This is a genomic window from Camelimonas sp. ID_303_24, assembly GCF_053543495.1.
In genome coordinates this window covers 561,367-587,213 of record NZ_JBLLJM010000002.1, presented here as the reverse complement: position 1 = coordinate 587,213, position 25,847 = coordinate 561,367, and the positions used below count along the sequence as shown (strand labels likewise).

Genomic DNA, 25,847 nt, shown 5'->3' with positions numbered 1-25,847 from the left:
GTCAAGGACCTCGATATCGGCGTGGAAGTGCTCTATCAGCGCCTCGACATCGCCAAGGGCCGCGTCTACGACGCCAACAAGTTTGGCTCGCTCACCGGCAAGACCACCACCTATGACGATAACTGGCTGACCCGCCTGCGTATCGACCGCACCTTCTGATCGCTGGCTGACAGCAATCAGGACAGAAGCCCCGGCTCACGCCGGGGCTTTTTTTTTGTTTTTGCGCGAGCCGGGACTTTCTGCTTCGCTTTCGCAGGGCTTTTGCTGTTGCTCATCAACCTGGACGGTCTGGCGCCGGAAAGGCCAGTGGTTGCGTGACGCTGACCGCAGGTGACCCTCCGGCGTCGCCGGGGCGCTGATGGCCTCAGAGCGGGATGTCTGGCGTGGTGGAAGGGTGGGAGCAGAACGTGAGCCGCTGGCCGCGTTTCATCCTTGGCACACCGGCGCAGGCCGCCACGACGCGCCATACCGGCGCGAAGCATGTTCTGTGAGAGCATGCGTCACGCTGGCAGGGCCGCCGTCGGCGGCGGATGCGCCGCAGCTTCGGGGGCAGCAACTGCGGGTTCTGGCGTCAGTCGGCGGCCAGGTCGTCTGTTTCTGGCCGGATGCTGGCTGTGGTTTCAGCTGAGGCAGCAAGCGGAGCCTGAGCCACAGGAGCCTGAGCCACCGGAACCGGAGCCTGTGATGGCGCCGGACCAACGGCGGCCATTGGCGCCATGCCGCGCTTCAGATCGTCCGCCATGCGCATGGGCGCGCCGGGCGCCAGGCGCTGGCGGTAAACCTGCAGATTCTCCATGACCCGCTGCACATAATTGCGCGTTTCGCTGAACGGAATGCGCTCCACCCAATCGACGGGATCCACGCCGGGATTGCGTGGATCGCCGTGGGCGGTGATCCACTTCTTCACATTGCCGCCGCCAGCGTTGTAGGCCGCGAAGGTGAGAATGTATGAGCCGCGCCAGTCGTCCAGCAGGTCGCCCAGGTGCCAGGCGCCAAGCCGGGCGTTATAGGCGGCGTCCGTGGTCAGGCGGCCCTGATCGAACGGCTGACCGGCCCGCTGGGCGGTGCGCTGCGCCGTCGCCGGCATCAGTTGCATGAGGCCGCGCGCCCCGGCCGAGGACATGGCCGTGGGATCAAAGACGCTTTCCTGACGGGAAATGGCGAGCACCATGGCCCGCTCCACCGCCTTGCCTGTCTGGGTGAACTGCGGCACGCCCTGCACTGGCCACGCAACGTCCGCCAGCGGCAGGCCGCGTTGCATCGCCGCCTTGCCGATCATCACCATGGAGCGCGCGTCATTGCGGTTGGCCGCCAGGCGCGCGACCAGATCGATAACGCCCGGATCGTCGAGCGTTTTGGCGACGCCCACGTAAAGTGGCGTGGCGAGCTCGTCCGCATCCGCCTCATGCAGCAGGCGTATTGCCCGGACAGGCAGGCTGTCGATGGCGTTGTCTGTCGCTGGCGGCGCCGGCGGGGTGACGGAAAGCCCGTTGTCGGCCAGCTTGATCCGCGCCAGCTGGCCATAATAGGCGGTGCCATGGCGCGCGGCGGCGTCATAATCGGCGCGTGCCGCCGCCAGATCGCCAAGGGCTTCGTGGGCGCGGCCACGCCAGTAGGCGGTGCGGGCCAGGGAAACCGGCGTGGCGGCAATCCTGGCGGCGGCGTCGAAGTGGCCCAGCGCCGCCTCCGCCTTGCCGAGAGAGCGCAGGGCGATCCATCCGGCATGGAACTCCGCTTCGATCTTCAGGACGTCGCGCTCGGCGCCGTGGCGGCGCACCAGATCATAAGCGATGTCCGCCTTGCCAGCGTCCAGGTAACGGCGGGCAAGAATGCGCCGCTCGATCCACCATTCGTCGCCGCCATCCAGATCCAGGGCTTCCAGCGGCACCGCCTTGTGGATGGCCAGGGCGCCGTCATTGTCCTCTTTCTTGCGCAGCAGCAACGCTTTGGAGAACTGCCAGGAGGGGTCCTTGTGCAACGCGGCGGGAACCGCTTCGAGCGCCTTTTCGGCCGCCTTGCCGGGCTGTTTCGCCTGGGCGATGGCCATGCGGGCGCGGGCGAGTTTCACATGGTCCGGCCCCGCAAGGACGGCCGCGCGCAACGCCACGTCCCACTTCTCCTGGAGCAGGAAGTGCTCCATGCGATTGCGGTGCTCTGCCTGCGTCAGCTGCTGCGGATAATCGGCGACCAGGCGCTTCTCGATCGTCACCGGCAGCGGATCGTTGCGCCACATGTTGACGATGAGCCTGGCGGCGGCGGCGGAGTCGCCGCGAGCGCGACGGGCGTCGGCCAGCAGCAGCGCGCCATGCGGGGTCTGGGGCTCCTTGCCGGTGAAGAAAGCGATCACCGCATCAGGGCCGGCCTTTTGCCGCATCAGCGCATATTCCGCCTGGCGCTGGGCGAGATTGCCGGCGGGCCAGTCCGGAAATTTGCGGAGAAAGGCGTCGATCCGCTCAAACCCCATGGAAGGGCCATTGTAGCGGATAGCCAGCCACTCCAGCAGGGCGCTGGCCGCGGGGTCGTTGATCCGCGTCCTCGTGGCGTCTCCATCCGCCAGCTTGCCGCCGCGATAGGCCTCAATGGCCTGACGCAGAACGGCCGTTGACACGCCGGTCGGCGGGGCCACGACCGGCCGGTCGTTGACCGTCAGGGCGGGATCGGTCAGCGGGGCGGGCGGCGCCAGATTTATCGCCTGTTCAACAAGGCCTGGTTGCCGTGGCGGCGGCGCGACGGCTGGCGGCGGCGAAGCCTGCTGCTGCATGGCCGGGGGCGCGGCCTGCTGGGGCGGCGGCGTCCTGATCTTTGCTGCGTAAAATCCGGGTCCCCAGTGCATTCCGGCGTAGATTGCGCCGATGGCGACAGCGCTGGCGGCGGCTGTCGCGCTGGCGGCGAGAATGCGCCGGCGCGGACGGCGGGCGTCTCGCGGATTGCCTTCCAGGACGTTTTCACGGGGCTGGGTCATCGGCGCCCTTTCACGAGTTCAAAAGAGCAGGTATGTCTTTAATCCAGCGCGGGAGCCTGCCATCTCTGATCTCACTCCCACGCAAGCGGCATGTGTTCGATAGGACAGGAATGAGACATCAGTCAGGCAGCAAACGCGGCCAGTTTGGAGTCCATGCGTCCGATTCAGCAGCATTTATGGTTAAATGAACGTAAATGCCGGGAAGCGTCACGGCCGGGCTGTGGTGTTTCCTGAAGCATGGCCGGTTCAGGGTATTTGGTATCAATTGCTGGCGGATACTCCGCCTTGCGGCGTCACAGTCCAGGAACATTCATGACAACGCACACGAACTTCAAGGGAGCTTTTACCGCCCTCGTGACGCCCTTTGGCGCCGACGGAGAGCTCGACGAAGGGGCATTTCGCGCTCACGTGGACTGGCAGATCACAAATGGCGTTCACGGGCTGGTGCCTGTCGGCACGACCGGCGAAAGCCCGACGCTCTCCCATGACGAGCACCGCAAGGTTGTCGAGTGGTGCATCGCCGAGGCGAAGGGGCGGGCGCCGGTGATTGCCGGCGCGGGCTCCAACAACACGCGCGAGGCGGTTGATCTGGCCCGGCACGCCGAGCAGGCTGGCGCGGACGCCCTGCTGGTGGTGACGCCCTACTACAACAAGCCAAGCCAGGAGGGCATGTACCAGCACTTCCGGGCAGTGAATGACGCGGTCGGCATTCCGATTTTCATTTACAATATTCCGGGTCGCTCCATCGTCGACATGTCGATCGACACCATGAAGCGTCTCTACGAATTGCCGAACATCGTCGGCGTAAAGGACGCGACGGCCAACATCACCCGCATCAGCATGCAGCGTCTGGCTTTGGGTGAGGACTTCATCCAGCTGTCGGGCGAGGATGGCACCTGCCTCGGTTTCATGGCCCATGGCGGCCATGGCTGCATCTCGGTGACCTCCAATGTCGCCCCGGCGCTGTACAGCCAGTTCCAGAACGCCTGCCTTGCTGGCGACTACGAACATGCGCGGGCGCTCAACGACAGGCTGATGCCCCTGAACATGAACCTGTTCTGCGAGCCCAGCCCATCGCCGGCCAAGTATGCGCTGTCGCTGTTGGGCCGCATGGGGCCGCACGTTCGCCTGCCGATCGTGCCGGTGACGGATATGGGGCAGGTCGCGGTGCGCGCGGCGATGACCCACGCCGGATTGCTGGAGAGCGCCTGAGCATGGCGGCTGCCAAGACGGACGACCGGAAGATTGTCGCCGATAACCGCAAGGCCCGTTTCAACTACGAGATTGTTGAAACGGTCGAGGCGGGCATCGCGTTGACGGGCACCGAGGTGAAATCGCTGCGGACCGGCAAGGCGACCATTGGTGAATCCTATGCTGGCCCTTCCGGCAATGAACTGTTCCTGTTCAACGCCTACATCCCCGAGTATCTGCAGGCCAACCGGTTCAATCACGAGCCGAAGCGGCCGCGCCGGCTGCTGCTGCACGCCCGCCAGATCAGCAAGATGATCGGCGCCGTGCAGCGCGATGGCTTCACCATCGTGCCGCTGCGCGTCTACTTCAACGACCGGGGACGGGCCAAGGTCGAGCTGGCGCTGGCCCGGGGCAAGAACGCCGCCGACAAGCGCGAGACCGTCAAGAAGCGGGAATGGGAACGGGAGAAGGGACGGCTGCTGCGCGACAAGGGCTGAGTGCGCGACAAGGGCTGGCCGCTGGGCGCCGCGCGCCGGCCTGCTTCGCGGGGTGCGCGCGCCTGCGCCCACTGGTGCGGGCGCATTCCCCGATCCGGTCATACGCGGGGCCGGGAGAGCGGTTTCCAGATGATCCGCCTCAGATGAGCCGGGGAGCCGTCACGCCGCCCGGCAGCCCCCGATCGCGCGCGATCGCCCGTTTTCCGGGGGAGGGCGGGATGGGTGTCACAACGCACGATGCATCATGGCTGCCCACGTCATAGCTGCGGGGCAGGCCAAAACGGCCAAAGTAAATTCTGCCTCTGACAGGTCGCGCTCCCCCGTCAGGCGCAATCCGGATGTATTCCAGATATCCGGATTGTCGCATCGCGCTTCCGGTGAAGCGGCGCCCGCTACACCGGGGAAGCTTTAGCCAGGAAAGCCTTCATCGGGACAAACGCGCGCTTACGGCTCAACTTCCTCATCGCCGTTCTGGCGGATGCCATAACGGCTCTGCAGATTGCGCGGGCGCTCTTCGCCCCGCCCTTCCGGCGACCGGTCGCGCGGGGAGCGCTCCGCAATGTCCCGGCCAACGCGTGAGGCGAGATTGGCCAGATCAATGAACTCATCGGCCTGACGGCGGAGCTCGTCCGCCACCATGGGCGGCTGGGTCACGATCGAGGAGATGACGGTGACGCGAAGCCCGCGGCGTTGCAGGGCGTTGACCAGGGAGCGGAAGTCGCCGTCGCCGGAAAACAGCACGACCCGGTCGAGGTAAGGCGCCATGTCGAGGGCGTCGATGGCCAGCTCGATATCCATGTTGCCCTTGACCTTGCGGCGACCGGCGGCGTCAATGAACTCCTTCGCCGGCTTCGTAACGACGCGAAAACCGTTGTAATCGAGCCAGTCGACCAGCGGCCGCAGCGACGAGTATTCCTGGTCATCAATCATCGCGGTGTAATAATAGGCGCGAACCAGAATGCCCTGGGCGTTGAATTCTTTCAAAAGCCGTTTGTAATCAATCTCAAAACCAAGATTGCGGGCGGTGGCGTGGAGATTTGCTCCATCAATAAACAACGCAATGCGGTCGCGGCTGGTCATGGCGCCTCAAATGAACTGCCGGGGACGGTCGTCGCGCCGGAGGTGAAATGAAATTGCGAAATATCTGAAGATTGTCTCCAACACTAAACGAAAAGCGACTTGCCTACAATTGTCTTTGATAACCGGATCGCCGGCGCCAGGGCAAAAAAACCTCCCCCGGGGGCCGGGGAAGCGGTGGCCCGGCCGCCGCTGGTTCACCGCAAAAGGCTGGCGGAAGCCCGCTTGATGGGCATGTGCAGGCGTCAGGACGCGGAGGCGCCAGCGCGGCGCCCCCTCTTTCCGGCGCGGCGGAGGCTGTGGCCGTTTCGGTGAAACCCGGTTCGCAGAAGATGCCCTGTCCCTTTGGTCCGACGCATTTTACGCGCTGCAGGGGCGAGGCGGCTGACGGGAGCCGGCGCCACCGCGCCCGAAAGCAGGCCAGCGCAGGGCCTGACTCAGCTGGCGAGGCCGCGGCTTCCGGGCTTGACCGGCGGCAGGGCCGCGAGTTCCGGCGGCAACTGGTCAGCCGCATAGTCCGGCACCTGGATGGCGGCCAGCGACACCAGCGGCGCGCCAATGTCGACTGTGCCGCCAGAGCGGTCGATCAGGCAGGCGGCGCCGACCACATTGGCCGAATAGCGGGCGATGGCGGCCAGGCATTCGCGCGACGACAGGCCCGTGGTGATGATGTCCTCCACCATCAGCACGCGGGCGTTCGCGGGAATTTCGAAGCCGCGACGCAGTTCAAACTGGCCCTCGACCCGCTCGACGAAGATCGCCTTGGCCCCCAGATGCCGCGCGGTTTCATAGCCCGGCACGATGCCGCCCACCGCAGGCGAAACCACCACGTCGATCTTGCCGAACGCCGCCTCGGCCTTGCGGGCCAGCGCCTTGCAGACGCGCTCGGTGCGCGCCGGATCCTGGAAGATGAACATTTTCTGGATGAACACGGCGCTGCGCCGTCCGGAGGACAGAATGAAATGACCTTCCAGCAACGCGCCGGCGTCGCGGAATTCCGCCAGGGTCTCTTCCTGGATCCGGGCGTCTTCCTGGGTAGACGTGTCTGGCTGGGGAGACGTGTCTTGCTGGGTCATGGGCCTTGCACTTTTGTCCGGGCGACGGCGCCTATTCGATGACGCGCTCGACGTTATTGACGACGCGTTTGGCGCGCAGCTCCGCGATGATGTTGTTGAGGTGTTTAAGGTCCCAGACGGCGAGGTCAACCGTCACATTGGTGAAGTCGGCGGTGGGACGCACCATCGAGACATTGTCGATATTGCCGTCATGGTCGGCGATCACCTGGGTGATCTGGGCGAGGCTGCCAGGCTCGTTGATCGACTTCATGCGGATGCGCGCGGGGAAACGCTGGCGGTTGCGCCCGTCCACATCCCAGCGCACGTCGATCCAGCGCTCCGGCTCGTTCTCGAACGCCGCCAGCGCCGGCGACTGGATCGGATAAATCGTCACGCCTTCGCCCAGGGTGAAGATGCCGATGATGCGGTCGCCCGGCACGGCGCCGCCGCCAGGGGCAAAGCGCACCGGCAGATCCTTGCCGGCTCCACGAATGGGCAGGGCGCCCGGATTGTCCTGATTGCCCGGCAGTTGCAGCTTGACGCTGCTGTCAGTCTTCAGGTCGAACCAGCCGGCCAGGGACGGCGCGTCCGGGCTGACGCGGCTGTCTTCCTGGTAATCCGGATAGATCGCCTTGACCACGTCGCCGGAAAAAATCTCGCCGCGTCCAACGGCGGCCAGCACGTCCTCAACCGACTGGCGGGCGAGGCGGGGCAGGGCGCCGCGCAGCTTGTCATCGGAAAACGCCTTGCCGGCGCGCTCGAAGGCCCGCTCCAGAATCTGCTGGCCGAGGCCCGCGTACTGTTTGCGCACGGCGCTGCGCGAGGCGCGGCGGATGGCGGCGCGCGCCTTGCCGGTGACCACCAGGCTTTCCCAGGCGGCCGGCGGCGTCTTGCCGTTGGCGCGGATGATCTCCACTTCGTCGCCGTTCTGCAATTCGGAGAGCAGGGGCGCGAGGCGGCCATTGATCTTCACGCCGACGGCGCTGTCGCCCACATCGGTGTGCACGGCGTAGGCGAAATCGATCGGGGTGGCGCCGCGCGGCAAGGCGATAAGCCGGCCCTTGGGCGTGAAGCAGAACACCTGGTCGTGGAACAGCTCCAGACGGGTGTGCTCCAGAAACTCTTCCGGGCTGTCGCCTTCCGCCAGCAGGTCCACCGTGCGGCGCAGCCAGCGGTAGGCGCGGCTTTCCACGGCCAGGGCGCTGTTGTCGTTCAGCCCCTCCTTGTAGAGGGCGTGGGCGGCGATGCCGAGTTCGGCGACGCTGTCCATGTCGCGGGTGCGGATCTGCAACTCGACGCGCTGGTGGCCGGGGCCGACGACCGTGGTGTGGATCGAGCGGTAGTCGTTCTGCTTGGGGGTGGAGATGTAGTCCTTGTAGCGGCCTGGCACCATTGGCCAGGTGGTGTGGACCACGCCAAGGGCGCGATAGCAGTCGGCGATGCTGTTGACGATGACCCGGAAGCCGAAGATGTCCGACAGCTGCTCGAAGCCGACTGACTTGCGCTCCATCTTGCGGAAAATCGAATAGGGCGACTTGGCGCGCCCCTTGACGTGCGCCTCGACGCCCGCCGCCTTCAGGCGGTCGCGCAGGTCGCCTTCAATCCGCTCGATCAGCGCGCCGCTGCGCCCGACCACCTCTTCCAGCCGGCGTTTGATGGTTTGCTGGGCGTCGCCATTGAGATGATGAAACGAGAGCTCTTCCAGCTCCTGCCGCATCTCCTGAATGCCCATGCGGCCGGCCAGCGGCGCGTAGATGTCCAGGGTTTCCTGGGCGATGCGCTGGCGCTTGTGCGGCGGCACGAACTCCAGGGTGCGCATGTTGTGCAGCCGGTCGGCCAGCTTCACCAGCAACACCCGCACGTCGGCTGCGATGGCCAGCAACAGCTTGCGGAAGTTCTCGCCCTGCTGCGCCTTGCGCGAGACGAAATCGAGTTTCTTGATCTTGGTCAGGCCATCGACGAGCGCGCCGATCTCCGGGCCGAACAGCCGGTCTATTTCCTCGCGGGTGGCGTCGGTATCCTCGATGACATCGTGCAGGATGGCGGCGACGATGGTCGCGTCGTCCAGCTTCATGTCGCAAAGAATGGCGGCGACAGCGAGCGGATGGTTGAAATAGGGATCGCCGGAGGCGCGCACCTGGCTGCCGTGGGCGCGCATGGCGTAGACATAGGCGCGGTCGAGCAGCGCCTCATCAGCGTCGGGGTCATAGCTCTTGACGCGCTCAACCAGCTCGTACTGGCGCATGAACGGCTTGCGCGCGGGCTTTTTGACGGGGGGCTCGGCTTCCGTTGCCGCAAGTGGCGCGACAGGCGGCGCAGCTTGCGCCGCCGCTTGCGGCGCGAGATCGCGCGCGGCGCCGGGGATCACGGCCTGGGGTGTTCCGCTTGCCGGGACATTGCTGGCGGACGCCGGGGGCGGCGCGTCGTTCTTGCTGATATTCTTTTGCTTCGCCACGGATGCGCACCTGTAGCATTGTCCAGCGGCGCGGAACTGTCCGCCCGTGGAACAATGCGCCAAAACAGACGGATGTGACGGCGCCGGCTCGGCCAGGCGGCGGCTTGCCTGGATGCGGGCTCCTGCCATGCACAGTCTGTAAAAGTTCTATGAAACGGCCGGCGGATTTCGTCAAACCACCGCCGGATACGATTTCATGAAAAGCAGACGCCGTTCCCCGGCTGCAACAGGGCTGGACTTCAGGCCGCGTCGGGCAGGGACCGGACGCCTGATGATCGCCGAAACATCTTCGCGTTTTATGAACGCCAGGCGCGCCGCTGCTGGTCAGCGCCGCGCTTTATCCTGGCCGACATCGGCCATGATGCGGTTGATCACGTAGGGATAGAACGGATTCGACGACATGCGCAGCGGAGCGTCCATGCCGATGACCAGCGCGCCGCGCTCGCCGCGGATCGCAAGGGCCCCCAGGGTTATGCCGAAGTTGTCCGCAGGGTCAGGCGTCAGCCCGTACAGCCCGTCGCTCACCGGAAATGGCAGGGCCACGTGCGAAAGGGAAAAGACGTCGCGTGGCCAGGACAGCCCGAGCTCCGCAGCCTGTTCCGTGGTGGCGCCAGCCTCGGTGACGCGGGCGATTGCGGCGCCGGTTTCGGCGGCCGTGATCACGCTCAGGCGAAACCGGCGTGGTGCGCCCAGCTTGATCCGGTCGGCCTGCGCCATCAGGCCGGGCCGGAAAAGAGGCGCGAACTGCGGGGAGCGGTTGATGTCAAACAGCACCAGTTCGCTGCCATTGGCGGGCAACTGGGCGTACAGGGCATCGATGACCGCCTGGGACGACACGGTGGCGTCGAGCGTTGACTGGAAGGTCAGCACCGGCGGCATGCCTTGCCAGCGATTGGCGCGGGCGTGTTCCAGCAGGCGTTGCTGCAGGGCGCTGGTCAGCAGGTGAGACTGGCGCGCGGCGTTGACCGGAAACGAATTGAACTTGAACGGGTTGAATTCGGGCTGGACGCCCAGCCAGGCGCTTTTGGCGAAGGGCGGAAAGATTGCCGGCAATCCCGCCAGTCCCGCGAAACGGGCGAAGGCGGTGACCCCGACCATGGGCGACAGCAGCACAAGATGGTCCGGCCTCGGCAGCGCGGCGTTGTCCACGGCGTCCATGGCGTACATCAGCGCCAGCGCGCCGCCGTTGGAATAGCCGATGACGTGCAACGGTTTGTCGGGACCGCTGCGCCTGCGGGCCTCGCGCACGGCGAGATGGGTGGCGGCGAGCCAGTCCTCCCATTCAACGCCGGTGAGGCCGCCAGGCGTCGCGCCGTGTCCTGGCATGCGGATCATGACTGACACGAAGCCCTGATCGCGGTAGCGCCGGGCGATATGGCGCAGGCTGTAGGGCGCATCGGTGAGGCCGTGCAGGAACACGGCCGCGCCCCGTGGCGGGCCTTCCGGCTCAAGGATGGTCGAGCGGTTCCAGTCGGTGGCGAAATTGCCCGGATACACCCGGCTGCCGGGGGCGTAGCGATTGAGGTCGGTGCGCAGCTCTGGCGGCAGCCTGTCCGAGACCTTTGCGCGAACCTCGGCAAAAATGCGCTGCTCGGCCGCCAGATAGCGGTCCCAACTGGCGTGCTCCAGCTCGTCGCGCGACAGTTCTTCTGGCGCGAATGTGTGCCAGGGCTTCAGCGGCTCGCTGCGCCAGGCGTCGAGCGCCCGCGCGCCCAGCAAGGTGGCCACGACCACGCCGGCGATCACAGCCGTGCGCCTGACGTATTTCAGCAGGCGCGCCCGCATGGTCTGTTTCATGGCGCCCGTCCGGTCAGCCGATGCGCCGGGCTGTCACCGCGATGGCGAGGTAGGCGCATCCGGCGAACAGCAGCGAGATTCCGGCAATGGTGCCCGGCGTATAGACGCTGGTGTACCTGAATTTCGCCAGCAAGGCGGCGCTGGCGAGCAGTGCGATGACGCCAGACAGCAACAGCCAGGCCCAGCCCGAGGCTGGCCGCAAACGGAGCGCCAGCACGATCTGCGACAGTCCCTGGGCCAGGAACACGAGCGCGATCAGGGCCGTGATGGCGATCGCGCCGGCAAGGGGGTTGAGATAGATGAGCACGCCGCCGACAAGCTGGATCACCCCCACCAGCAGATGCCAGACAAAGCCGGCCCATCCGGTGACCTGAAATGACTGGATGATCTGGAACAGGCCGACGCCGGCCAGCACCAGACCCAGCACCAGACTTGCGGCGATGGTGGAGATCACGGGAAGCATGATGGCCAGAACGCCGCCGGCGATCAGGGCCAGGCCGAGACACAGGAACCATATCCAGCGGGACCGCGCCGCTTCACCCCGCGCCAGCACGCTTCTTGCCTGTCCATTCGTCATGTCATCCCCCCAACAACGTCGCTTCTGGTCCTGAGCCGCGCAGGCGCTGTATGAAATTTTCAATATTGTGAATGTCTTGCGGCTGTTCGCCAGGGTCATGCGCGACCCTGGCGGCCGGGCTGTTTGCGCCCATGGAGGTCCCCTGACCGGGTGATCCCGTCGCAATCCAGCCTGTCAAGGCGCAGGCGCGGAGCCTGGCCGGATCACGCCGGTCCTGGGCCCGCCCTGGCCGGGGTCGGCAACTGCCGCACGCGCTGGCCAGGATGCAAGGCCTGCACCCCCGCTGAAACGACAAGATCGCCTGGCTCCAGCCCATGCGTGACGATTACCTGGTCCGGGTCGAAGCGCAGGACGTCGATCGCGCGCAGGGAGACCGTCGAGGTCGCGGGATCGACCACCCACACCGCAGGCGTCGTTCCCTGCTGGGTGAGGGCGCTCGCCGGGATCGCGATGATCGCGGGCGTGCTGATTTCCAGCACGCCTGTCACCGTCGCGCCGAGGCGCATGGCCTCCGGCGGATCGATCAGACTGACCTTCACCGGGAAGGCGCGCGTGCCGGGGTCGGCCTGCGTGGCGACCTCGCGCACCGTTCCGGCGACGGTCACCGCCGGGTTGTCGGCGAGGGCGACGCGCACCCGGTAGGTTCCGGCATGGGTCTCCAGCAGGCGGGCCGGCACATGGAAGACGGCGTCCCGCCCTTCTTCCCGCGCCATGCGGATTACCACCTGCCCGGGCTGGACCACTTCGCCAGGCTCAATGGAGCGCGCCGTCACCACGCCGGAAACGCCGGCGCGCAGCTCGGTGAAGGACAGCCGGTCCCGCGCCAGCTCCACCCGCGCCTCGGCATTGTCCACAGCGGCCTGGGCGGTCTCCAGGGTCCGCTGCGCCTGGTCGAAACGGGGCCGCGTGGTAAAGCCCTGCGTCATCAGGCGGTCCTGCCGCTCGAAGGTGTTGCGGGCGGTGTTCAGCTCTCCGCGCGCCGCCTGCAGGGCCGCCTGGGCCGCTGTCAGCTCATTGCGCTCCAGCGTCGGATCAAGACGGGCGACCACCTGTCCGGCGGTCACGCGGTCTCCCACATTGACGCTCCGCTCGGTGACGCGGCCGTTGATGCGGAAGGCGAGGCCGACGCTTTTCTCGGCCTGGATTTCACCACTCAGCCGCACGTCGCTGGCGACCGCGCCCGATTCCACCTTGATGACGCCGACGGGCCGGCCCTCCGCCGCTGGCGGCTTCGCCTCCTGGCAGGCGACCAGCGGCAACATCAGGCCGGCGGCGGCTGTCGCGCCCAGCAGGCGCCTGGGCAGGGGGCGCTTGAGAAGGGACCACGTGAGAAGGGACTGCCTGGGAAGGGCCTCTTCGGGCGAGGACTTGCTGGCTGGAATCCGGATCATGCCGAAACTCCCACAGGGGTGGTTGCAGCCGGCGCGCCAGGCGCGGCCTCAGCCGACCCGCCCCGGTTGAAGACCGTGACATACAGCACGGGAAGCAGCACGAGCGTCAGCACGGTCGCCACCAGCAACCCGCCCATGATGGCGAAGGCCATTGGCCCCCAGAACACGGTGGGCGCGATGGGGATCATGCCAAGCACCGTTGAGATCGCCGTCAGCACGATGGGGCGGAAGCGCGTGGCGGCGGCGTCGAGCGCTGCCTCCACCACGCTTTTGCCGTCGGCCCGCTCGGCCTCGATCTGGCCAATCAGAATCACCGCGTTCTTGGTGATGATGCCGATGAGGGCGAGAACGCCGAGCAGCGCCACGAAGCCAAGCGGCTTGCCCGACAGCAGCAGCGCCCCCACCACGCCAATCAGGCCGAGCGGCGCGATGACGAGGACGATGGCGAGCAGCCGGAAGCTGCGCAACTGCGCCATGAGCACGGTGAACATCACCAGCAGCATCACCGGCACCACGGCGATGACCGACGCCTGCGACTTGGCGCTTTCCTCAACGGAACCGCCGGTGGCGATGCTGTAGCCTGCCGGCAGGGCCTTGCTGAGCGCCTCAATGGACGGTTGCAGGGAGCTGACCGCCGTTTCCGGCAAGGTTCCAGGGCGAACGTCGGCCGCGACCGTCAGCGTCGGGGTCCGGTCGCGACGCCAGACCAGCGGCTGGTCAAGGCCGTAGCTGAAGGTCACGAACTGGGACAGCGGCGCGGTGCGCCCGCCAGGCAGCGAAACCTGCATGCCGCGCAGGGTCTCCAGCGAGGCCCGCTCGCCGTCGCGCGCCCGGGCGACCACGTCGATGAGGTAGATGTCGTCGCGGACCTGGGTGACCGTGGAGCCGGTCACCACAGAATTGAGCGCCGCGGCGACCGCCGATGAGCTGAGCCCCAGACGCCGCGCCTCGTCCTGATCCACCTTCAGTTGCAATTCGCGCGCCGGCTCGATCCAGTCGAAATTGACATGGTCTGTCTGGGGATTGGCGGCGATGGTCTGGGCGACCTTCATGGCGATGGAGCGGACCTCGGCAATGTCCGGCCCGCTGACGCGATATTGCACCGGCCAGCCAACCGGCGGGCCAAGCTCCAGCGGATAAACGCGCGCCACCACATTGGGGAAGTCATGCGCCAGCATCTTCTCCAGTTTGGCCTGCAGGCGCTCGCGGGCCGGCACGTCCTTCGCGACAATCACCGCCTGGCTGAAGAAGCTGTTGGGCAACTGGGCGTTCAGCGGCAAATAGAAACGGATGGCGCCGCGTCCCACATAGGCGCTCCAGCGCGCCACGTCCGGGTCGTCCTTCAGCGTCGCGTCGAAGCGTTTGACCATGTCCTCGCTGGCGTAGATCGAGGCGTTCTGTGGCAGCGTCAGGTCAACCAGCAGCTCTGGCCGGTCCGAGGCCGGAAAGAACTGCCGGGGCACCAGCGGCAGGGCGAGGAGCGACAGCACGAACAGCCCCACGGTCACGCCGATGGTGATCCAGCGCAGGCGGATGGCGCCTGTCAGGAGGCTGCGGAACATGCGCTCCATCTTGCCGGGGCCTTGCGGCTTCGCGCCAGGCGGCGGCGCTTTCAACATGGCGACGCCCAGCACAGGCGCGAAGATCAGCGCCACGAACCACGACGCCACCAGGGCCATGCTGACCACGGCGAACAGCGAGAAGGTGTATTCGCCGGCGGAGCTGGCGGCGAAACCGATGGGCAGGAAGCCGGCGATGGTCACCAGCGTGCCGGCGAACATCGCCATGGCGTATTTGCGGTAGGCGAAGGTCGCCGCGGTGGTTTTCTCATCGCCAGCGGCCAGGCGCGTCACCATGGCGTCGGTCGTCGTCATGGCGTCGTCGACCAGCAGGGCGAGGGCGATGATCAGCGCGCCGAGCGAGATGCGCTGCATGTCGATGCCAGAAACCAGCATCACCGCGAACACCACGGCCAGCGTCAGCGGTATGGAGAGCGCCACCACCAGGCCAGGGCGGATGCCGAGGCTGAGGAAACTCATCGCCATGATGATGGCCACGGACTGCCAGAGCGAGGTCATGAAGTCGGCGATGGCGTGATCCACCGTCACCGCCTGATCCGCCACCAGCGTCGCCTCGACGCCGACCGGCAGGTTGGCGATGACGCCGGCCATGGCCTTCTTGATGTTCTGGCCCAGGGCAAGAATGTCGCCGCCGTCGCGCATGGCGATGCCAAGACCGATCGCCTCGCGCCCGTTGACGCGGAACATCGGCTGCGGCGGGTCGACATGGCCACGCCGCACGGTGGCGATGTCGGCGAGGCGCACCATGCGGTCGCCCACCGGGAAATTGACGTTGAGCAGGTCTGCTTCCGACCCGAAGGCGCCGGAGACCCGCAGCGACATGGTTTCGTTGCGCGTCTGGATGGCGCCGGCCGGCCGCACGACGTTCTGGCTCTGCAGCGCCGCCAGGAGGGCGTTGCGGTCGATGCCGAGGTTGGCCAGTTCCCTGACCGAGAACTCGATGAAGATGCGCTCATCCTGGGCGCCGATGATCTCGATCTTCGAAACGTCCGGAACCTGAAGCAGGCGGGAGCGCGCGGCCTCGACATAGTCGCGCAGTTCGCGTCCCGAAAACCCGTCGGACGTGAAGCCGTAGATAATGCCGAATGTGTCGCCGAACCGGTCATTGAACTGCGGTCCGATCACGCCCGCCGGCAGCGTCAGGCGCATGTCGGCGACGAGGTTGCGGACGCGGTACCAGGTGTCCTGCACCTCGCGCGCCGGGGTCGACTGCTTCAGGTCAACGAAAATCGTCGTCACGCCAGGGCGCGTGAAGCTGCGGACCGTATCCAGACCCGGCGTTTCCTCAAGCTGACGCTCAAGACGCTCGGTGACCTGGGTCAGCATGTCCTCCATCGTCGCGCCTGGCCAGGCGGCCGACACCACCATGGTCTTGATGACGAAGGCGGGGTCTTCATTGCGCCCGAGACGCTCGAAGGCGAACACGCCCGCGGCGACGGCGATGATCATCAGATAGATGACGACAGAGCGGCTTCTGAGCGCCCATTCCGAGAGGTTGAAGCTCATCGTGTTTCCGCTCCGCCCAGACGCACCTGCTGACCTTCGCGAAGGACATTGGCCCCCGCGGTGACGACGACGTCGCCAGGGTTCAACCCCTTGCCGATGTGCGCCGTAGCTGGATCAGAGGCCAGAACCTCGACCTTGCGCAGCGACACCGTCTGCGCCGCCGGATCAACCACCCACACGCCAGTCTCCAGATTGTTGCCATTTCCACGCTGCATCAGCGCCGTGGCCGGGATGTGGATGGCGGCTTTGCCGTCGCCGCCAATCCGCGCCGTGATGGCGGCGCCAAGGCGGAAAGCCGGCGATGGATCAGACAGGCCGACGCGCACGGTGAAAGTTCGCGTCACCGGGTCCGCCTGTGGAGAGATCTCCCGCACGCGGCCGTGGGCGGTAACGCCGGTCTGGCCGGCCAGCGCGACGGCCGCCGCATCGCCGGGGTGCAGCGAGCGGACCACGTCCGCCGGCGCCTCAAACACCGCGTCGCGGCCATCGCGGCGCGCGAGCTGCAAAATCATGCGGCCCGCCGCGACCACTTCGCCAGGCTCGGCGCCGACGCGCGTCACCACGCCCGGCGCATCCGCCTTGAGCGTGGTGAAGCCCACGACATCTTCCGCCGATGCGACGCGCGCCCGCGCGGCCGTGACCTGGGAGCGCGCCGAAAGCCGCGCCTGCTCGGCCGCTTCAAAATCAGCCCGCGTGGCCACGTTGCGGGCCAGCAACTGGCTCTGACGCTGGTATTGCCCTTCCGCCTCGCGCAGATGGCCCTCCGCCGCCGCCAGGGCGGCCCTGGCCGCGCGCAGGTCATTCAGCTCGTTTTCGGGATCAAGCCGGGCGACGACATCGCCTTCGCGCACCGCTGCGCCGACGCCCACATTGCGCTCCGCCACGCGGCCGCCAATGCGGAACGAAAGATCGACCCGGTCCTGCGCTTCGATGTGGCCGGTGAAAGCGAGAGCGGGGGCTGGGGGCTGGCTGGCGATGGTGACGGTCCGGACCGGGCGCACGGGAGCGGGGGGCGCCTTGGCCTCTTCCCGCCCACAGCCAGACAACGCGATTCCCGCGACGATCAACGTCGAAACAGCGAGACAGCGCGACGCCGCGCAAAGGTTTTTTTCCGCAGCTTGCCCAGACACAATATCCCCCTGATGGCCATGGAGCCGGAAGACTCGCAATGGGCGTAACCGGACTGCCCGACAGTATTTTCTTAGGCCACAACAATGATCGGTGACAATGCGGATTGTGGGTAATGTACCCAGATATCGTGGGAATTACATTTCACATGGGGCAAGTCACATGGGGCAAGCGGGGCGTGGCGCGGCGGCGCGCACTGGCGCGCGTCCCTGGCCGGCTCAATGTCGCCAGCCCCTTGCGCGATCCCCTGTATCGATCGCCTGAATCGATCTCTTGCGTCCATTGCCAGTCTCAATCCCTGGCGCCGTCCCTCGCGCGGTTTGCCCTGCCAGTCCCTTGCGATGACTGCGCGCCCCTGTCATGACTGCCGCCACAATTTGGTGTGCGGCGCGCACGCGGAGCGGGAACAGGGCGCCGGACGGCCCCTGAATTTGGGGGGGAGCCACATGGAAGGCGCAGGCAGGGGATCGATCTCGACGGCCATGATCGTGTTGATCGCGGTCATCCTTGTTTTCGGGTGTGTTTATTATGCGGGCGCGGTTATCGCCCCGGTCGTTTTCGCCATGTTCATGATCGCCCTGATGTGGCCGTTCCAGAGCTGGCTGCAGAAACGCATGCCAAAAGGGCTGGCGCTCGCCTTCAGCATGCTGGTGGTCGCCGCCGTCTTCCTGGTGTTCGGCTGGATCGTTGCCTGGGGGTTTGGGCGCGTCACCCGCTGGATCATCGCCGACGCCGGGCGCTTCCAGACGCTTTACGTCATGGGCGTCGCCTGGCTGGAAGGGCACGGGATCGCCGTGGCCGGCCTTTGGGCGGAGCACTTCAACGTCGGCTGGGTGGTGCGGGCTGCGCAGCAGGTGACGGGCCGGTTCAACACCACCTTGAGCTTCTGGATTGTGGTGTTCGTCTATGTGATCCTCGGATTGCTCGAGGTGGACGACGCGGCCCGCAAGGTGCGCGCGCTCGGCAACCAGACCGTGGCCGGCGTGCTGTTGCGCGGCGCCAGCCAGACCGCGGTCAAGTTGCGCAGATACATGGGCGTGCGAACGGTGATGAGCTTCATGACCGGCGCGCTCGTCTGGATCTTCGCGACGGCTGTCGGCCTGCCGCTCGCGGCCGAATGGGGCGTCATGGCCTTCGCGCTGAATTACATCCCGTTCATCGGGCCACTGGTGGCCACCGTCTTTCCCACCCTGTTCGCCATGGCCCAGTTCCAGTCCTGGGAGGCGGTGCTGGTGGTCTTCGCCTGCCTCAACCTGATCCAGTTCGTGGTCGGCAGTTATCTTGAGCCGCGGGTCGCCGGCTCGGCGTTGTCCATGTCGCCATTTCTGGTGCTGTTCTCGGTGTTTTTCTGGAGCTACCTGTGGGGAATTCTGGGCGCCTTCATCGGCGTGCCAATTTCCATCGCCTTGCTGACGTTCTGCGCCCAGCATCCGTCGAGCCGCTGGTTCTCCGATCTGCTCGGCGCGCCGCCGAAGGACGCGCGGGCGAGCGGCTGACCGTATTGGGGGCATGAGGCGTTTCCGGTAAAGCCGGCCGCCCGGCCAGCGTATGTCGCCGGGCCCGGCGCCGGCCGGTTTCGCCCCCTCCAGATGCTGCCGGCAGGCGACCGCAGGGCGGTTCCTGGCCGCGGGCCGTCATCTTCCGGTGACGGCCATGGACCAGGTGGTTGTATCGCGCGTGGGCGGAGTTCAGTGTAGCCTGCCAGCTCATTGAGCCCATCGTGAAACCGTCTTGGCTCAGGTCCTGAGCAGGCGCCTTCCGGCGTGCAGGCGCGGGGCTCCCCCCGGAGCCCGGGCCGTCATTTTCCTCACCCGTATATGCGGAGTATTCCCGTGTCTGATCTCGTCGTCGTTGTTTATCCGGATGAACAGAAGGCGGAGGAAATCCGCCAGCGTCTGTTCGAGCTGCAAAAGGAATATCTGATCAGGATCGGCGATGCGGTGATCGCCGTCAAAAACGAGAAGGGTCACGTCAAGCTCAACCAGCTGATGAACACGACTGCGGCTGGAGCGGCTTCAGGCGGCCTCTGGGGCCTGCTGATCGGCGCGATTTTCCTGATGCCCCTGGTTGGCGCCGCGATTGGCGCGGCCTCGGGCGCGGTGGGCGGCGCCCTGACGGATTTCGGCATCAACGACAAGTTCATGAAAGAGCTGGGCGAGAAGCTGCAGCCCGGCAACGCCGCCCTGTTCGTGCTGGTGCAGGGCGTGACTGGCGACAAGGTGCTGGAGGAGTTGCGCGGCGCGGGCGGCGAAGTGCTCAAGACCTCGCTCGATCACAGCAAGGAGCAGGCCCTGCGCGAAGCGCTCGCCGCACATCCGATTACCCCGGAAGCGGCGGCTGAAGCCCCGGCCGCGCCGAAGGCGTAATCGCCCGGCGCCGGGACGTCGTTTTGCATATGGCCGGGCCTGTCCCGGCCATATGTGTTTTGCGCGGCGACTGCGCGAGGGGCCCGTCAGGCCGTCGGCTGCTCCAGACCGCCGTTTTCGGCGATGAAGCCGATGACCGCGTCGAGGCCCGCGCCGCGCGACAGATCGGTGAAACCGAACGGCCGGTGTCCGCGCATGCGGGCGGCGTCCGTGCGCATCACGTCCAGATCGACGTTCACGTAAGGGGCCAGATCGCTCTTGTTGATGACGAGGAAGTCCGAGCGGGTGATGCCCGGGCCGCCCTTGCGCGGGATCTCCTCGCCCTGGCAGACGGAAATGACATAGAGCGTCAGGTCCGCAAGGTCAGGGGAGAATGTCGCGGCGAGATTGTCGCCGCCCGATTCGATGAACACGATGTCCAGATCGGGAAAACGGCGGTTCATTTCGGCGATCGCCTGCAGGTTGATCGACGCGTCCTCGCGGATCGCCGTATGCGGGCACCCGCCGGTTTCGACGCCCATGATGCGATCTTCGGGCAACGCCTGCCGGCGGGCGAGGATCAGCGCGTCTTCCCGCGTATAAATGTCATTGGTAATGACGGCGATGGAAAAGCGGTCGCGCAACGCCTTGCACAGGCGCTCGGTCAGCGTGGTTTTCCCGGAGCCGACCGGGCCGCCAATGCCGATGCGCAGGGGGCCGTTTCTGGATGTCATGAACGCTGTCGCCTCAGATCTTGTCATGCGGGTGCGTGGTTGCATTCCGCTCGGGGGATGTCTTGCCTTGCAAAACGTCTTCCCGCGTTGTGGCCGTCGCGGCGCATCGGGAAAACGCGGTGCATCAACGCATGGAACAGTGAACGCAGCCTGGCGGATTATTGTCCAGGGTTAAAGCCGCGCCGCCCCGGGTCCCTGCCCGGGGCCATTCCATCGGCCGCAGGTTCGGTCTTGCGCTCAGCCGTGATGATGGTCGTGATGCCCGTGATCATGATGATGCCCGTGGTCATGTCCGCCGTGGCCGGAATAGGCGCCGCGTACGGGCTGGAACGGCGCGACGATCTCGCTGACCTGCGCGCCGAGGCCTTCAAGCATGGCGCGGATGACGTGGTCGCGCAGGATCAGGATCCTGTCTGTCGTGATGTCGGCGGCCAGATGGCGGTTGCCAAGGTGCCAGGCCAGTTGGACCAGATGCAATGGGTCCTGGGCCCGCACGTCATAAAGCGACTCATCGGCGGCCGTGATGGCGATGGCGCCGCCGCAATCGGTGAGCAGGGCGTCGCCATTGTCGAGCGCCACGGTGACGGGAAGATCGACAAGCGCCCGCGCGCCGTCATTCAGCCCAATGGTCCGGCGCCGCAGGTGCCGCTCATCGTGGGCCAGGGTGGCGTGGCCAACAACGAACTTGCCATCAACGCCGCCTTCGGATGCGCGCCGCACCGCAACTGCCTTCAACATCAGGCGCCTCACTCTGGACATTCGGGATTATGGGATTTTGCTGCGCGACAGGGGTAACCCTGAAGCCGGATAATCTGGATTGCATCTAGATTGCCAGCACCACCAATGCAGCAATGCATGGAAAGTGCTCAAAATTATATGCATTCTGCACAGCATTCACAGATGTAATTGGTGTCTTTCGCGATAAAAGTGGTTGCCATGGCGCGGGGCGGCGCATACTCCAGATGAAATATGGGAGATGCGGCATGTTCCTGCTCCAGGCACGGGAAAATTCGCCAGATACGTCGCCGCCTGGGGCCCCAGTCGAAGCGTCGGGCCGTCGCAGCTGGCCGGCCGAGCTGGAGTTGTGGTTCGCGCCGCTTGCCGGCAAGACCCGCCTGATCCGCCGCCGTCATTCCGGTCCGTTGCTCGTGCAAAAGCCGTTCTTTCCGGAGAAGGACGGCAGTTGCCATGTCTATTTGCTGCATCCGCCCGCCGGAGTCGTCGGCGGCGACAGCCTCGACCAGCGCTTTCATGTCGATGCCGGCGCGCGCGTGGTTCTGACCACGCCCGGCGCCACCCGTTTTTACCGCAGCCTCGGCGATGTCGCGCTCCAGTCCACCCGCATGACGTTGGGGGCGGGCGCGGTTTGTGAATTTCTTCCGCAGGAAACCATCGTTTTCGCAGGCGCCAATGCCCGTCTTGAGACCAGGGTGACGCTGGCGCAGGACGCTGTCTATGCTGGTTGGGACTTTATCTGTCTGGGCCGGCCCGCCTCTGGCGAAGGTTTCACGGCCGGGCAGGTGGCGCAGCGCATTGAAATTGTCCGCGACGGCAGGCCAGTCTGGTTTGAGCGCATGGTCCTGTCCGCCGGCTCGCCGCAGCTTTCCGCTGCGTTCGCGCTTTCCGGCCAGCCGACGGTGGGGGCGATGGTCTATGCCGGCGCGCTGCCGGAGGACGCGGCGGAGCGGGTGCGCGCCGCTGTCGGCGGCCAGCATCAGGGTATGTTTTCCGTGAGCCAGCTGGAGGACGTGCTCGTCTGCCGCTATCTCGGGCCACGGGTTGCAGAGGGCAAGTCCATGTTCGTTCAGGCATGGGACGTTCTGAGGCAGCTGGGGCAGGGCAAGCCAGCCAGCGCGCCGCGCATCTGGACGACATGACACTGGTAAACTGACACAGCGAGGGTCGACAAATGGAACTGTTACCACGCGAGAAGGACAAGTTGCTGCTGTTCACCGCCGGCCTGCTGGCGGAGCGCAGGAAGGCGCGCGGCGTCAAGCTGAACTACCCGGAGGTGATCGCCTACATTTCCCTGGCGATCCTCGAGGGCGCCCGCGACGGCAGGACCGTGGCGGACCTGATGTCCTATGGCGCGACGCTGCTGACCCGCGACGATGTCATGGAGGGGGTGCCCGAGATGGTTCATGACATCCAGGTTGAGGCGACCTTCCCGGACGGAACCAAGCTGGTCACCGTTCACAACCCGATCCCATGAAAGGGGCTGCGTCATGAATCCGGGCGAATTTTTGCTTGAGGACGGCGAGATCGAGCTGAACGCCGGTCGGGAGACCCGCAGGATCGACGTTGCCAACACCGGAGACCGGCCGATCCAGGTGGGTTCGCATTATCATTTTTATGAGACCAATACGGCGTTGAAATTCGATCGCCAGCAGGCGCGCGGCTTCCGCCTCAATATTCCCGCGGGCACCGCTGTCCGCTTCGAGCCGGGGCAGGATCGCACGGTCGAACTGGTCGCCCTTGCTGGCGATCGCGCCGTTTATGGCTTCAACGCCCTGGTCAACGGAAAGCTGGAGGTCTGAGATGACGCGCATCACCCGCGAAACTTACGCCTCGCTCTACGGGCCGACCAAAGGCGACCGCGTCCGCCTCGCCGACACGGAGCTGCTGATCGAGATCGAGGAAGACCGCACCATTTATGGTGAAGAGGTGACCTTCGGCGGCGGCAAGGTTATCCGCGACGGCATGGGTCAGGGCCAGGGCCTGGCGGCCGAGGTCGCCGATCTGGTGATCACCAACGCCATCATTCTCGACCACTGGGGGATCATCAAGGCCGACGTCGGCGTCAAGGATGGGCGGATCAGCGGCATCGGCAAGGCCGGCAATCCCGATATCCAGCCAGGCGTCGACATCATCATTGGCCCCGGCACCGACGTGATCGCCGGCGAGGGCAAAATCCTGACCGCCGGCGCCATCGACACCCACATCCACTTCATCGCGCCGCAGCAGGCGGAGGAGGCGCTGGCCAGCGGCACCACCACGCTGGTCGGCGGCGGCACTGGCCCTTCCGTCGGCACGCTGGCGACGACCGTCACGCCGGGGCCGTGGTACATCCACCGCATGCTCCAGGCCGTCGATGAGCTGCCGATCAACGTCGGTCTGCTCGGCAAGGGCAACGCGGCCCTGCCGGAGCCCCTGCGCGAGCAGATCCGCGCCGGCGCCATCGGGCTGAAGCTGCACGAGGACTGGGGCACCACCCCGGCGGCGATCGACAACTGCCTGTCGGTGGCGGACGAAATGGACGTGCAGGTCGCCCTGCACTCCGACACGCTGAATGAGAGCGGGTTCGTCGCCGACACCTTCGCCGCCATCAAGGGGCGGGCCATCCACTCCTTCCATACGGAAGGCGCGGGCGGCGGCCATGCGCCGGACATCATCACCGCCGCGGGCCAGGAGAGCATCCTGCCGGCTTCCACCAACCCGACCCGGCCCTACACCATCAACACCATTGATGAGCATCTCGACATGCTGATGGTGTGCCACCACCTCAGCCCGCAGATTCCCGAGGACGTGGCCTTCGCCGAGTCGCGCATCCGCAAGGAAACCATCGCCGCCGAGGACATCCTGCACGATCTCGGCGCGTTCTCGATGATGTCGTCGGACTCCCAGGCCATGGGCCGCATCGGCGAAACCACGACCCGGTGCTGGCAAACCGCCCACAAGATGAAAGTGCAGCGCGGCCCGCTGCCCGAGGACAGCAGCCGGAACGACAATTTCCGTTGCAAGCGTTACATCGCCAAATACACCATCAACCCGGCGATCACCCATGGCTTTGCCCATGAGATCGGCTCGATCGCAGTCGGCAAGCGGGCGGACCTGGTGCTCTGGAAAACGGCGTTCTTTGGGGTCAAGCCATCGCTGGTGATGCTTGGCGGCATGATCGCCATCGCGCCCATGGGCGATCCCAACGCCTCGATTTCCACGCCGCAGCCGGTGCACTACCGCCCCATGTACGCCGTGCTCGGCGGCGCCCGCGGCGCGACCGGCGTGACGTTCGTCTCGCAGGCGGCGCTGGAAGACCGCGTGGGCGACAAGCTGGGTCTGGACAAGCAGCTCGTGGCCGTGAAGGGCACGCGCGGCGTGCGCAAGAAGGACATGATCCACAATTCCCTGACGCCAAAAATCGAGGTGGATCCGCAAACCTATGAGGTGCGGGTCGATGGCGAACTGATCACCTGCGAGCCGGCTGAAAGCCTGCCCATGGCCCAGCGCTACTTCCTGTTCTGAGACGGGTAGCCTCGTAGCGGGGAGACGCGGTTGACCAGTGCGACCCCGCCGGAGAGCAAAACGCCGGCGGGGTATTTTTTTGGGGGAGGGCGTGACGTGAGCCAGACAAATCTGTCTTCGGTCGACATGTTTCGGGATCATCCGGCGCTTGGTTTTGTCGACTGGTGCCTGCGGGGCGTCGGTCAGGTGGTGTTCCAGAACAACCCGCTGTCGGGGTTGATCATCCTGCTGGCCCTGTTCTTCAACTCCTGGATCTATGGCGTGGTCTGCATCATGGGCGTGGTCGCGGCCACGTTGATGGCGCTGGCGCTGCAGGCGGACCGGGGCCTCATCCGCGATGGTCTGTTCGGCTTCAATGGCGCGCTTGTCGCTTTGGCGCTGGTCGCCTTCACCAGCGTCAATTTTCGCGTCGGCCATGTGCCATCGGGCTGGATGGTTATCTATCTGCTGTTCGCCGCCGCCATGACCACGGTGGTGTTTCAGGCCCTGGCGACGCTGTTGACCCCGCACCGGGTGGCGGCGCTCACGGCGCCATTCGTGCTCACCGGCTGGCTGTTCCTGTTCGCGGTGCTGAAATTCGCGTCCATCGACGCGGGCCCCCTCGCCAAGCCGGTCTCGCCTGAACAGTATGATGCGGCCGTCACCTATGTCCTGCCCACCTGGTACATGGGCATCGGCAACGCCATCGGCCAGATTTTCTTCCAGGACAACTGGATCTCCGGCTATCTCATTATCGTTGGCATCGCCGTCAATTCGCGCATCTCGGCGGGCATGGCCCTGATCGGCGCGGCGGTTGCGGCGCTGGTTGCGGCGCTGTTCGGTGGGCCGGAGGGCGCCATTCGCGATGGTCTGTTCGGCTACAACGCCGCGCTTACGGCGATCGCGCTTGGCGGCTTCTTCCTGGTGCTCACCTGGCGCAGTTTCCTCTATGCGCTGTTCGGCGTTGTCGTTTCCACCTGGTTGTGGGCTTCGGTCGCCATCTTCCTCAAGCCAGTTGGCATGCCGGTTCTGACATCGACTTTCGTGCTCGTCACATGGCTGATGCTCCTTGGGCAATACGGTTTCCGCGCGCTGGTCCCCGTGCCGCCAGCCGAGGCCACGACGCCTGAGGACAATATTCGCCGGCATCAACTGGCCCGCGCGGGGTCAGGGCGGGGGCAGACGTCGTGAGGCGCCGCTTCCACTGGAACGGGTTGCGCCCAGTGTGGATCGCAAACTGCTCCAGCGATCGCTGTTTTGAGCGCATTCTGAGCGATCAGCCGGTTCCGGCTGATCGGAAAGCCTTCTAACGACACCATTTCAGGCGCGCC

20 protein-coding genes are annotated in these 25,847 nt (G+C 65.9%); 9 read left to right on the top strand and 11 right to left on the bottom strand.

Translation table 11 applies throughout. The annotated features are described in order from the left end of the window. Positions 1–571: 571 nt before the first annotated feature. Positions 572–2,962, bottom strand: coding sequence for a transglycosylase SLT domain-containing protein (locus tag ACERNI_RS03060; protein ID WP_448831780.1), 2,391 nt, complete (start codon positions 2,960–2,962; stop codon positions 572–574). Positions 2,963–3,274: 312 nt separating this feature from the next. Between ACERNI_RS03060 and dapA the strand changes: the two genes are divergently transcribed. Both dapA and smpB read left to right on the top strand, forming a co-directional pair. Further along, entirely contained in the window at positions 3,275–4,174 is a 900-nt protein-coding gene (gene dapA / locus ACERNI_RS03055) for a 4-hydroxy-tetrahydrodipicolinate synthase (protein WP_448831779.1), read from the top strand. A 2-nt stretch (positions 4,175–4,176) separates the two neighbouring features. Continuing rightward, positions 4,177–4,650, top strand: coding sequence for an SsrA-binding protein SmpB (gene smpB, locus ACERNI_RS03050; RefSeq protein WP_448831778.1), 474 nt, complete (start codon positions 4,177–4,179; stop codon positions 4,648–4,650). A gap of 444 nt (positions 4,651–5,094) precedes the next feature. On the opposite strand, the gene ACERNI_RS03045 is transcribed toward smpB, so the two are convergent. From ACERNI_RS03045 to ACERNI_RS03010, 8 genes are all read right to left on the bottom strand, one after another. Then, complete coding sequence (locus ACERNI_RS03045; RefSeq protein ID WP_448831777.1) at positions 5,095–5,730, bottom strand: LabA-like NYN domain-containing protein; 636 nt, start codon at positions 5,728–5,730, stop codon at positions 5,095–5,097. Positions 5,731–6,164: 434 nt separating this feature from the next. Continuing rightward, on the bottom strand, positions 6,165–6,803 hold the full coding sequence (pyrE, locus tag ACERNI_RS03040) for an orotate phosphoribosyltransferase (protein ID WP_448831776.1): 639 nt from the start codon (positions 6,801–6,803) through the stop codon (positions 6,165–6,167). Positions 6,804–6,834: 31 nt separating this feature from the next. After that, positions 6,835–9,027, bottom strand: coding sequence for a RelA/SpoT family protein (locus ACERNI_RS03035; RefSeq protein WP_448831808.1), 2,193 nt, complete (start codon positions 9,025–9,027; stop codon positions 6,835–6,837). Positions 9,028–9,561: 534 nt separating this feature from the next. Continuing rightward, positions 9,562–11,034: an alpha/beta hydrolase gene (locus ACERNI_RS03030; RefSeq protein ID WP_448831775.1), complete on the bottom strand. Its 1,473-nt coding sequence runs from the start codon at positions 11,032–11,034 to the stop codon at positions 9,562–9,564. A gap of 13 nt (positions 11,035–11,047) precedes the next feature. Continuing rightward, positions 11,048–11,611: an HdeD family acid-resistance protein gene (locus ACERNI_RS03025; protein ID WP_448831774.1), complete on the bottom strand. Its 564-nt coding sequence runs from the start codon at positions 11,609–11,611 to the stop codon at positions 11,048–11,050. Positions 11,612–11,814: 203 nt separating this feature from the next. Continuing rightward, positions 11,815–13,002, bottom strand: coding sequence for an efflux RND transporter periplasmic adaptor subunit (locus tag ACERNI_RS03020; protein ID WP_448831773.1), 1,188 nt, complete (start codon positions 13,000–13,002; stop codon positions 11,815–11,817). Next, positions 12,999–16,088 carry an efflux RND transporter permease subunit gene (locus ACERNI_RS03015; protein WP_448831772.1) on the bottom strand — a complete coding sequence of 1,030 codons (3,090 nt, stop codon included), beginning with the start codon at positions 16,086–16,088 and terminating at the stop codon, positions 12,999–13,001. Before ACERNI_RS03015 ends, ACERNI_RS03020 begins: the two co-directional genes overlap by 4 nt. Further along, on the bottom strand, positions 16,085–17,089 hold the full coding sequence (locus ACERNI_RS03010; RefSeq protein ID WP_448831771.1) for an efflux RND transporter periplasmic adaptor subunit: 1,005 nt from the start codon (positions 17,087–17,089) through the stop codon (positions 16,085–16,087). Before ACERNI_RS03010 ends, ACERNI_RS03015 begins: the two co-directional genes overlap by 4 nt. A gap of 573 nt (positions 17,090–17,662) precedes the next feature. On the opposite strand from ACERNI_RS03010, the gene ACERNI_RS03005 reads away from it, so the two are divergent. Together ACERNI_RS03005 and ACERNI_RS03000 are read left to right on the top strand one after the other, a co-directional pair. Further along, entirely contained in the window at positions 17,663–18,712 is a 1,050-nt protein-coding gene (locus ACERNI_RS03005; RefSeq protein ID WP_448831770.1) for an AI-2E family transporter, read from the top strand. 336 nt (positions 18,713–19,048) lie between these two features. Continuing rightward, positions 19,049–19,582, top strand: a complete 534-nt coding sequence (locus tag ACERNI_RS03000; RefSeq protein WP_448831769.1) for a DUF1269 domain-containing protein — start codon at positions 19,049–19,051, stop codon at positions 19,580–19,582. Positions 19,583–19,668: 86 nt separating this feature from the next. Here the strand turns inward: ACERNI_RS03000 and ureG are convergent, their stop codons facing one another. Both ureG and ACERNI_RS02990 read right to left on the bottom strand, forming a co-directional pair. Next, the gene (ureG, locus tag ACERNI_RS02995; RefSeq protein ID WP_448831768.1) at positions 19,669–20,295 is read right to left on the bottom strand and encodes an urease accessory protein UreG; all 627 of its coding nucleotides are present in this window, start codon (positions 20,293–20,295) and stop codon (positions 19,669–19,671) included. Between the two features lie 237 nt (positions 20,296–20,532). Continuing rightward, positions 20,533–21,033 (bottom strand): urease accessory protein UreE, encoded by a 501-nt coding sequence (locus ACERNI_RS02990; RefSeq protein ID WP_448831767.1) that lies wholly within the window; start codon positions 21,031–21,033, stop codon positions 20,533–20,535. A gap of 245 nt (positions 21,034–21,278) precedes the next feature. Between ACERNI_RS02990 and ACERNI_RS02985 the strand changes: the two genes are divergently transcribed. From ACERNI_RS02985 to ACERNI_RS02965, 5 genes are all read left to right on the top strand, one after another. Further along, on the top strand, positions 21,279–22,172 hold the full coding sequence (locus ACERNI_RS02985) for an urease accessory protein UreD (protein ID WP_448831766.1): 894 nt from the start codon (positions 21,279–21,281) through the stop codon (positions 22,170–22,172). Positions 22,173–22,204: 32 nt separating this feature from the next. Continuing rightward, on the top strand, positions 22,205–22,507 hold the full coding sequence (ureA, locus tag ACERNI_RS02980) for an urease subunit gamma (RefSeq protein WP_448831765.1): 303 nt from the start codon (positions 22,205–22,207) through the stop codon (positions 22,505–22,507). Positions 22,508–22,520: 13 nt separating this feature from the next. Beyond that, complete coding sequence (locus ACERNI_RS02975; protein ID WP_448831764.1) at positions 22,521–22,832, top strand: urease subunit beta; 312 nt, start codon at positions 22,521–22,523, stop codon at positions 22,830–22,832. 1 nt (position 22,833) lies between these two features. Continuing rightward, positions 22,834–24,537, top strand: a complete 1,704-nt coding sequence (gene ureC / locus ACERNI_RS02970) for an urease subunit alpha (RefSeq protein ID WP_448831763.1) — start codon at positions 22,834–22,836, stop codon at positions 24,535–24,537. 126 nt (positions 24,538–24,663) lie between these two features. After that, the gene (locus ACERNI_RS02965; protein ID WP_448831807.1) at positions 24,664–25,707 is read left to right on the top strand and encodes an urea transporter; all 1,044 of its coding nucleotides are present in this window, start codon (positions 24,664–24,666) and stop codon (positions 25,705–25,707) included. The last annotated feature ends 140 nt before the right edge of the window (positions 25,708–25,847 follow it).

Excerpts from the sequence above, each read along its gene's own strand:
- ACERNI_RS03035 (WP_448831808.1), bottom strand. The coding sequence starts at position 9,027 with ATGCGCCAGTACGAGCTGGTTGAGCGCGTCAAGAGCTATGACCCCGAC.
- dapA (WP_448831779.1), top strand. The coding sequence starts at position 3,275 with ATGACAACGCACACGAACTTCAAGGGAGCTTTTACCGCCCTCGTGACG.
- pyrE (WP_448831776.1), bottom strand. The coding sequence starts at position 6,803 with ATGACCCAGCAAGACACGTCTCCCCAGCCAGACACGTCTACCCAGGAA.
- ACERNI_RS03060 (WP_448831780.1), bottom strand. The coding sequence starts at position 2,962 with ATGACCCAGCCCCGTGAAAACGTCCTGGAAGGCAATCCGCGAGACGCC.
- ACERNI_RS02975 (WP_448831764.1), top strand. The coding sequence starts at position 22,521 with ATGAATCCGGGCGAATTTTTGCTTGAGGACGGCGAGATCGAGCTGAAC.
- smpB (WP_448831778.1), top strand. The coding sequence starts at position 4,177 with ATGGCGGCTGCCAAGACGGACGACCGGAAGATTGTCGCCGATAACCGC.
- ACERNI_RS02990 (WP_448831767.1), bottom strand. The coding sequence starts at position 21,033 with ATGTTGAAGGCAGTTGCGGTGCGGCGCGCATCCGAAGGCGGCGTTGAT.
- ACERNI_RS03025 (WP_448831774.1), bottom strand. The coding sequence starts at position 11,611 with ATGACGAATGGACAGGCAAGAAGCGTGCTGGCGCGGGGTGAAGCGGCG.
- ACERNI_RS03020 (WP_448831773.1), bottom strand. The coding sequence starts at position 13,002 with ATGATCCGGATTCCAGCCAGCAAGTCCTCGCCCGAAGAGGCCCTTCCC.
- ACERNI_RS02985 (WP_448831766.1), top strand. The coding sequence starts at position 21,279 with ATGTTCCTGCTCCAGGCACGGGAAAATTCGCCAGATACGTCGCCGCCT.
- ureC (WP_448831763.1), top strand. The coding sequence starts at position 22,834 with ATGACGCGCATCACCCGCGAAACTTACGCCTCGCTCTACGGGCCGACC.
- ACERNI_RS03015 (WP_448831772.1), bottom strand. The coding sequence starts at position 16,088 with ATGAGCTTCAACCTCTCGGAATGGGCGCTCAGAAGCCGCTCTGTCGTC.
- ureG (WP_448831768.1), bottom strand. The coding sequence starts at position 20,295 with ATGACATCCAGAAACGGCCCCCTGCGCATCGGCATTGGCGGCCCGGTC.
- ACERNI_RS03030 (WP_448831775.1), bottom strand. The coding sequence starts at position 11,034 with ATGAAACAGACCATGCGGGCGCGCCTGCTGAAATACGTCAGGCGCACG.
- ureA (WP_448831765.1), top strand. The coding sequence starts at position 22,205 with ATGGAACTGTTACCACGCGAGAAGGACAAGTTGCTGCTGTTCACCGCC.
- ACERNI_RS03045 (WP_448831777.1), bottom strand. The coding sequence starts at position 5,730 with ATGACCAGCCGCGACCGCATTGCGTTGTTTATTGATGGAGCAAATCTC.
- ACERNI_RS02965 (WP_448831807.1), top strand. The coding sequence starts at position 24,664 with ATGTTTCGGGATCATCCGGCGCTTGGTTTTGTCGACTGGTGCCTGCGG.
- ACERNI_RS03005 (WP_448831770.1), top strand. The coding sequence starts at position 17,663 with ATGGAAGGCGCAGGCAGGGGATCGATCTCGACGGCCATGATCGTGTTG.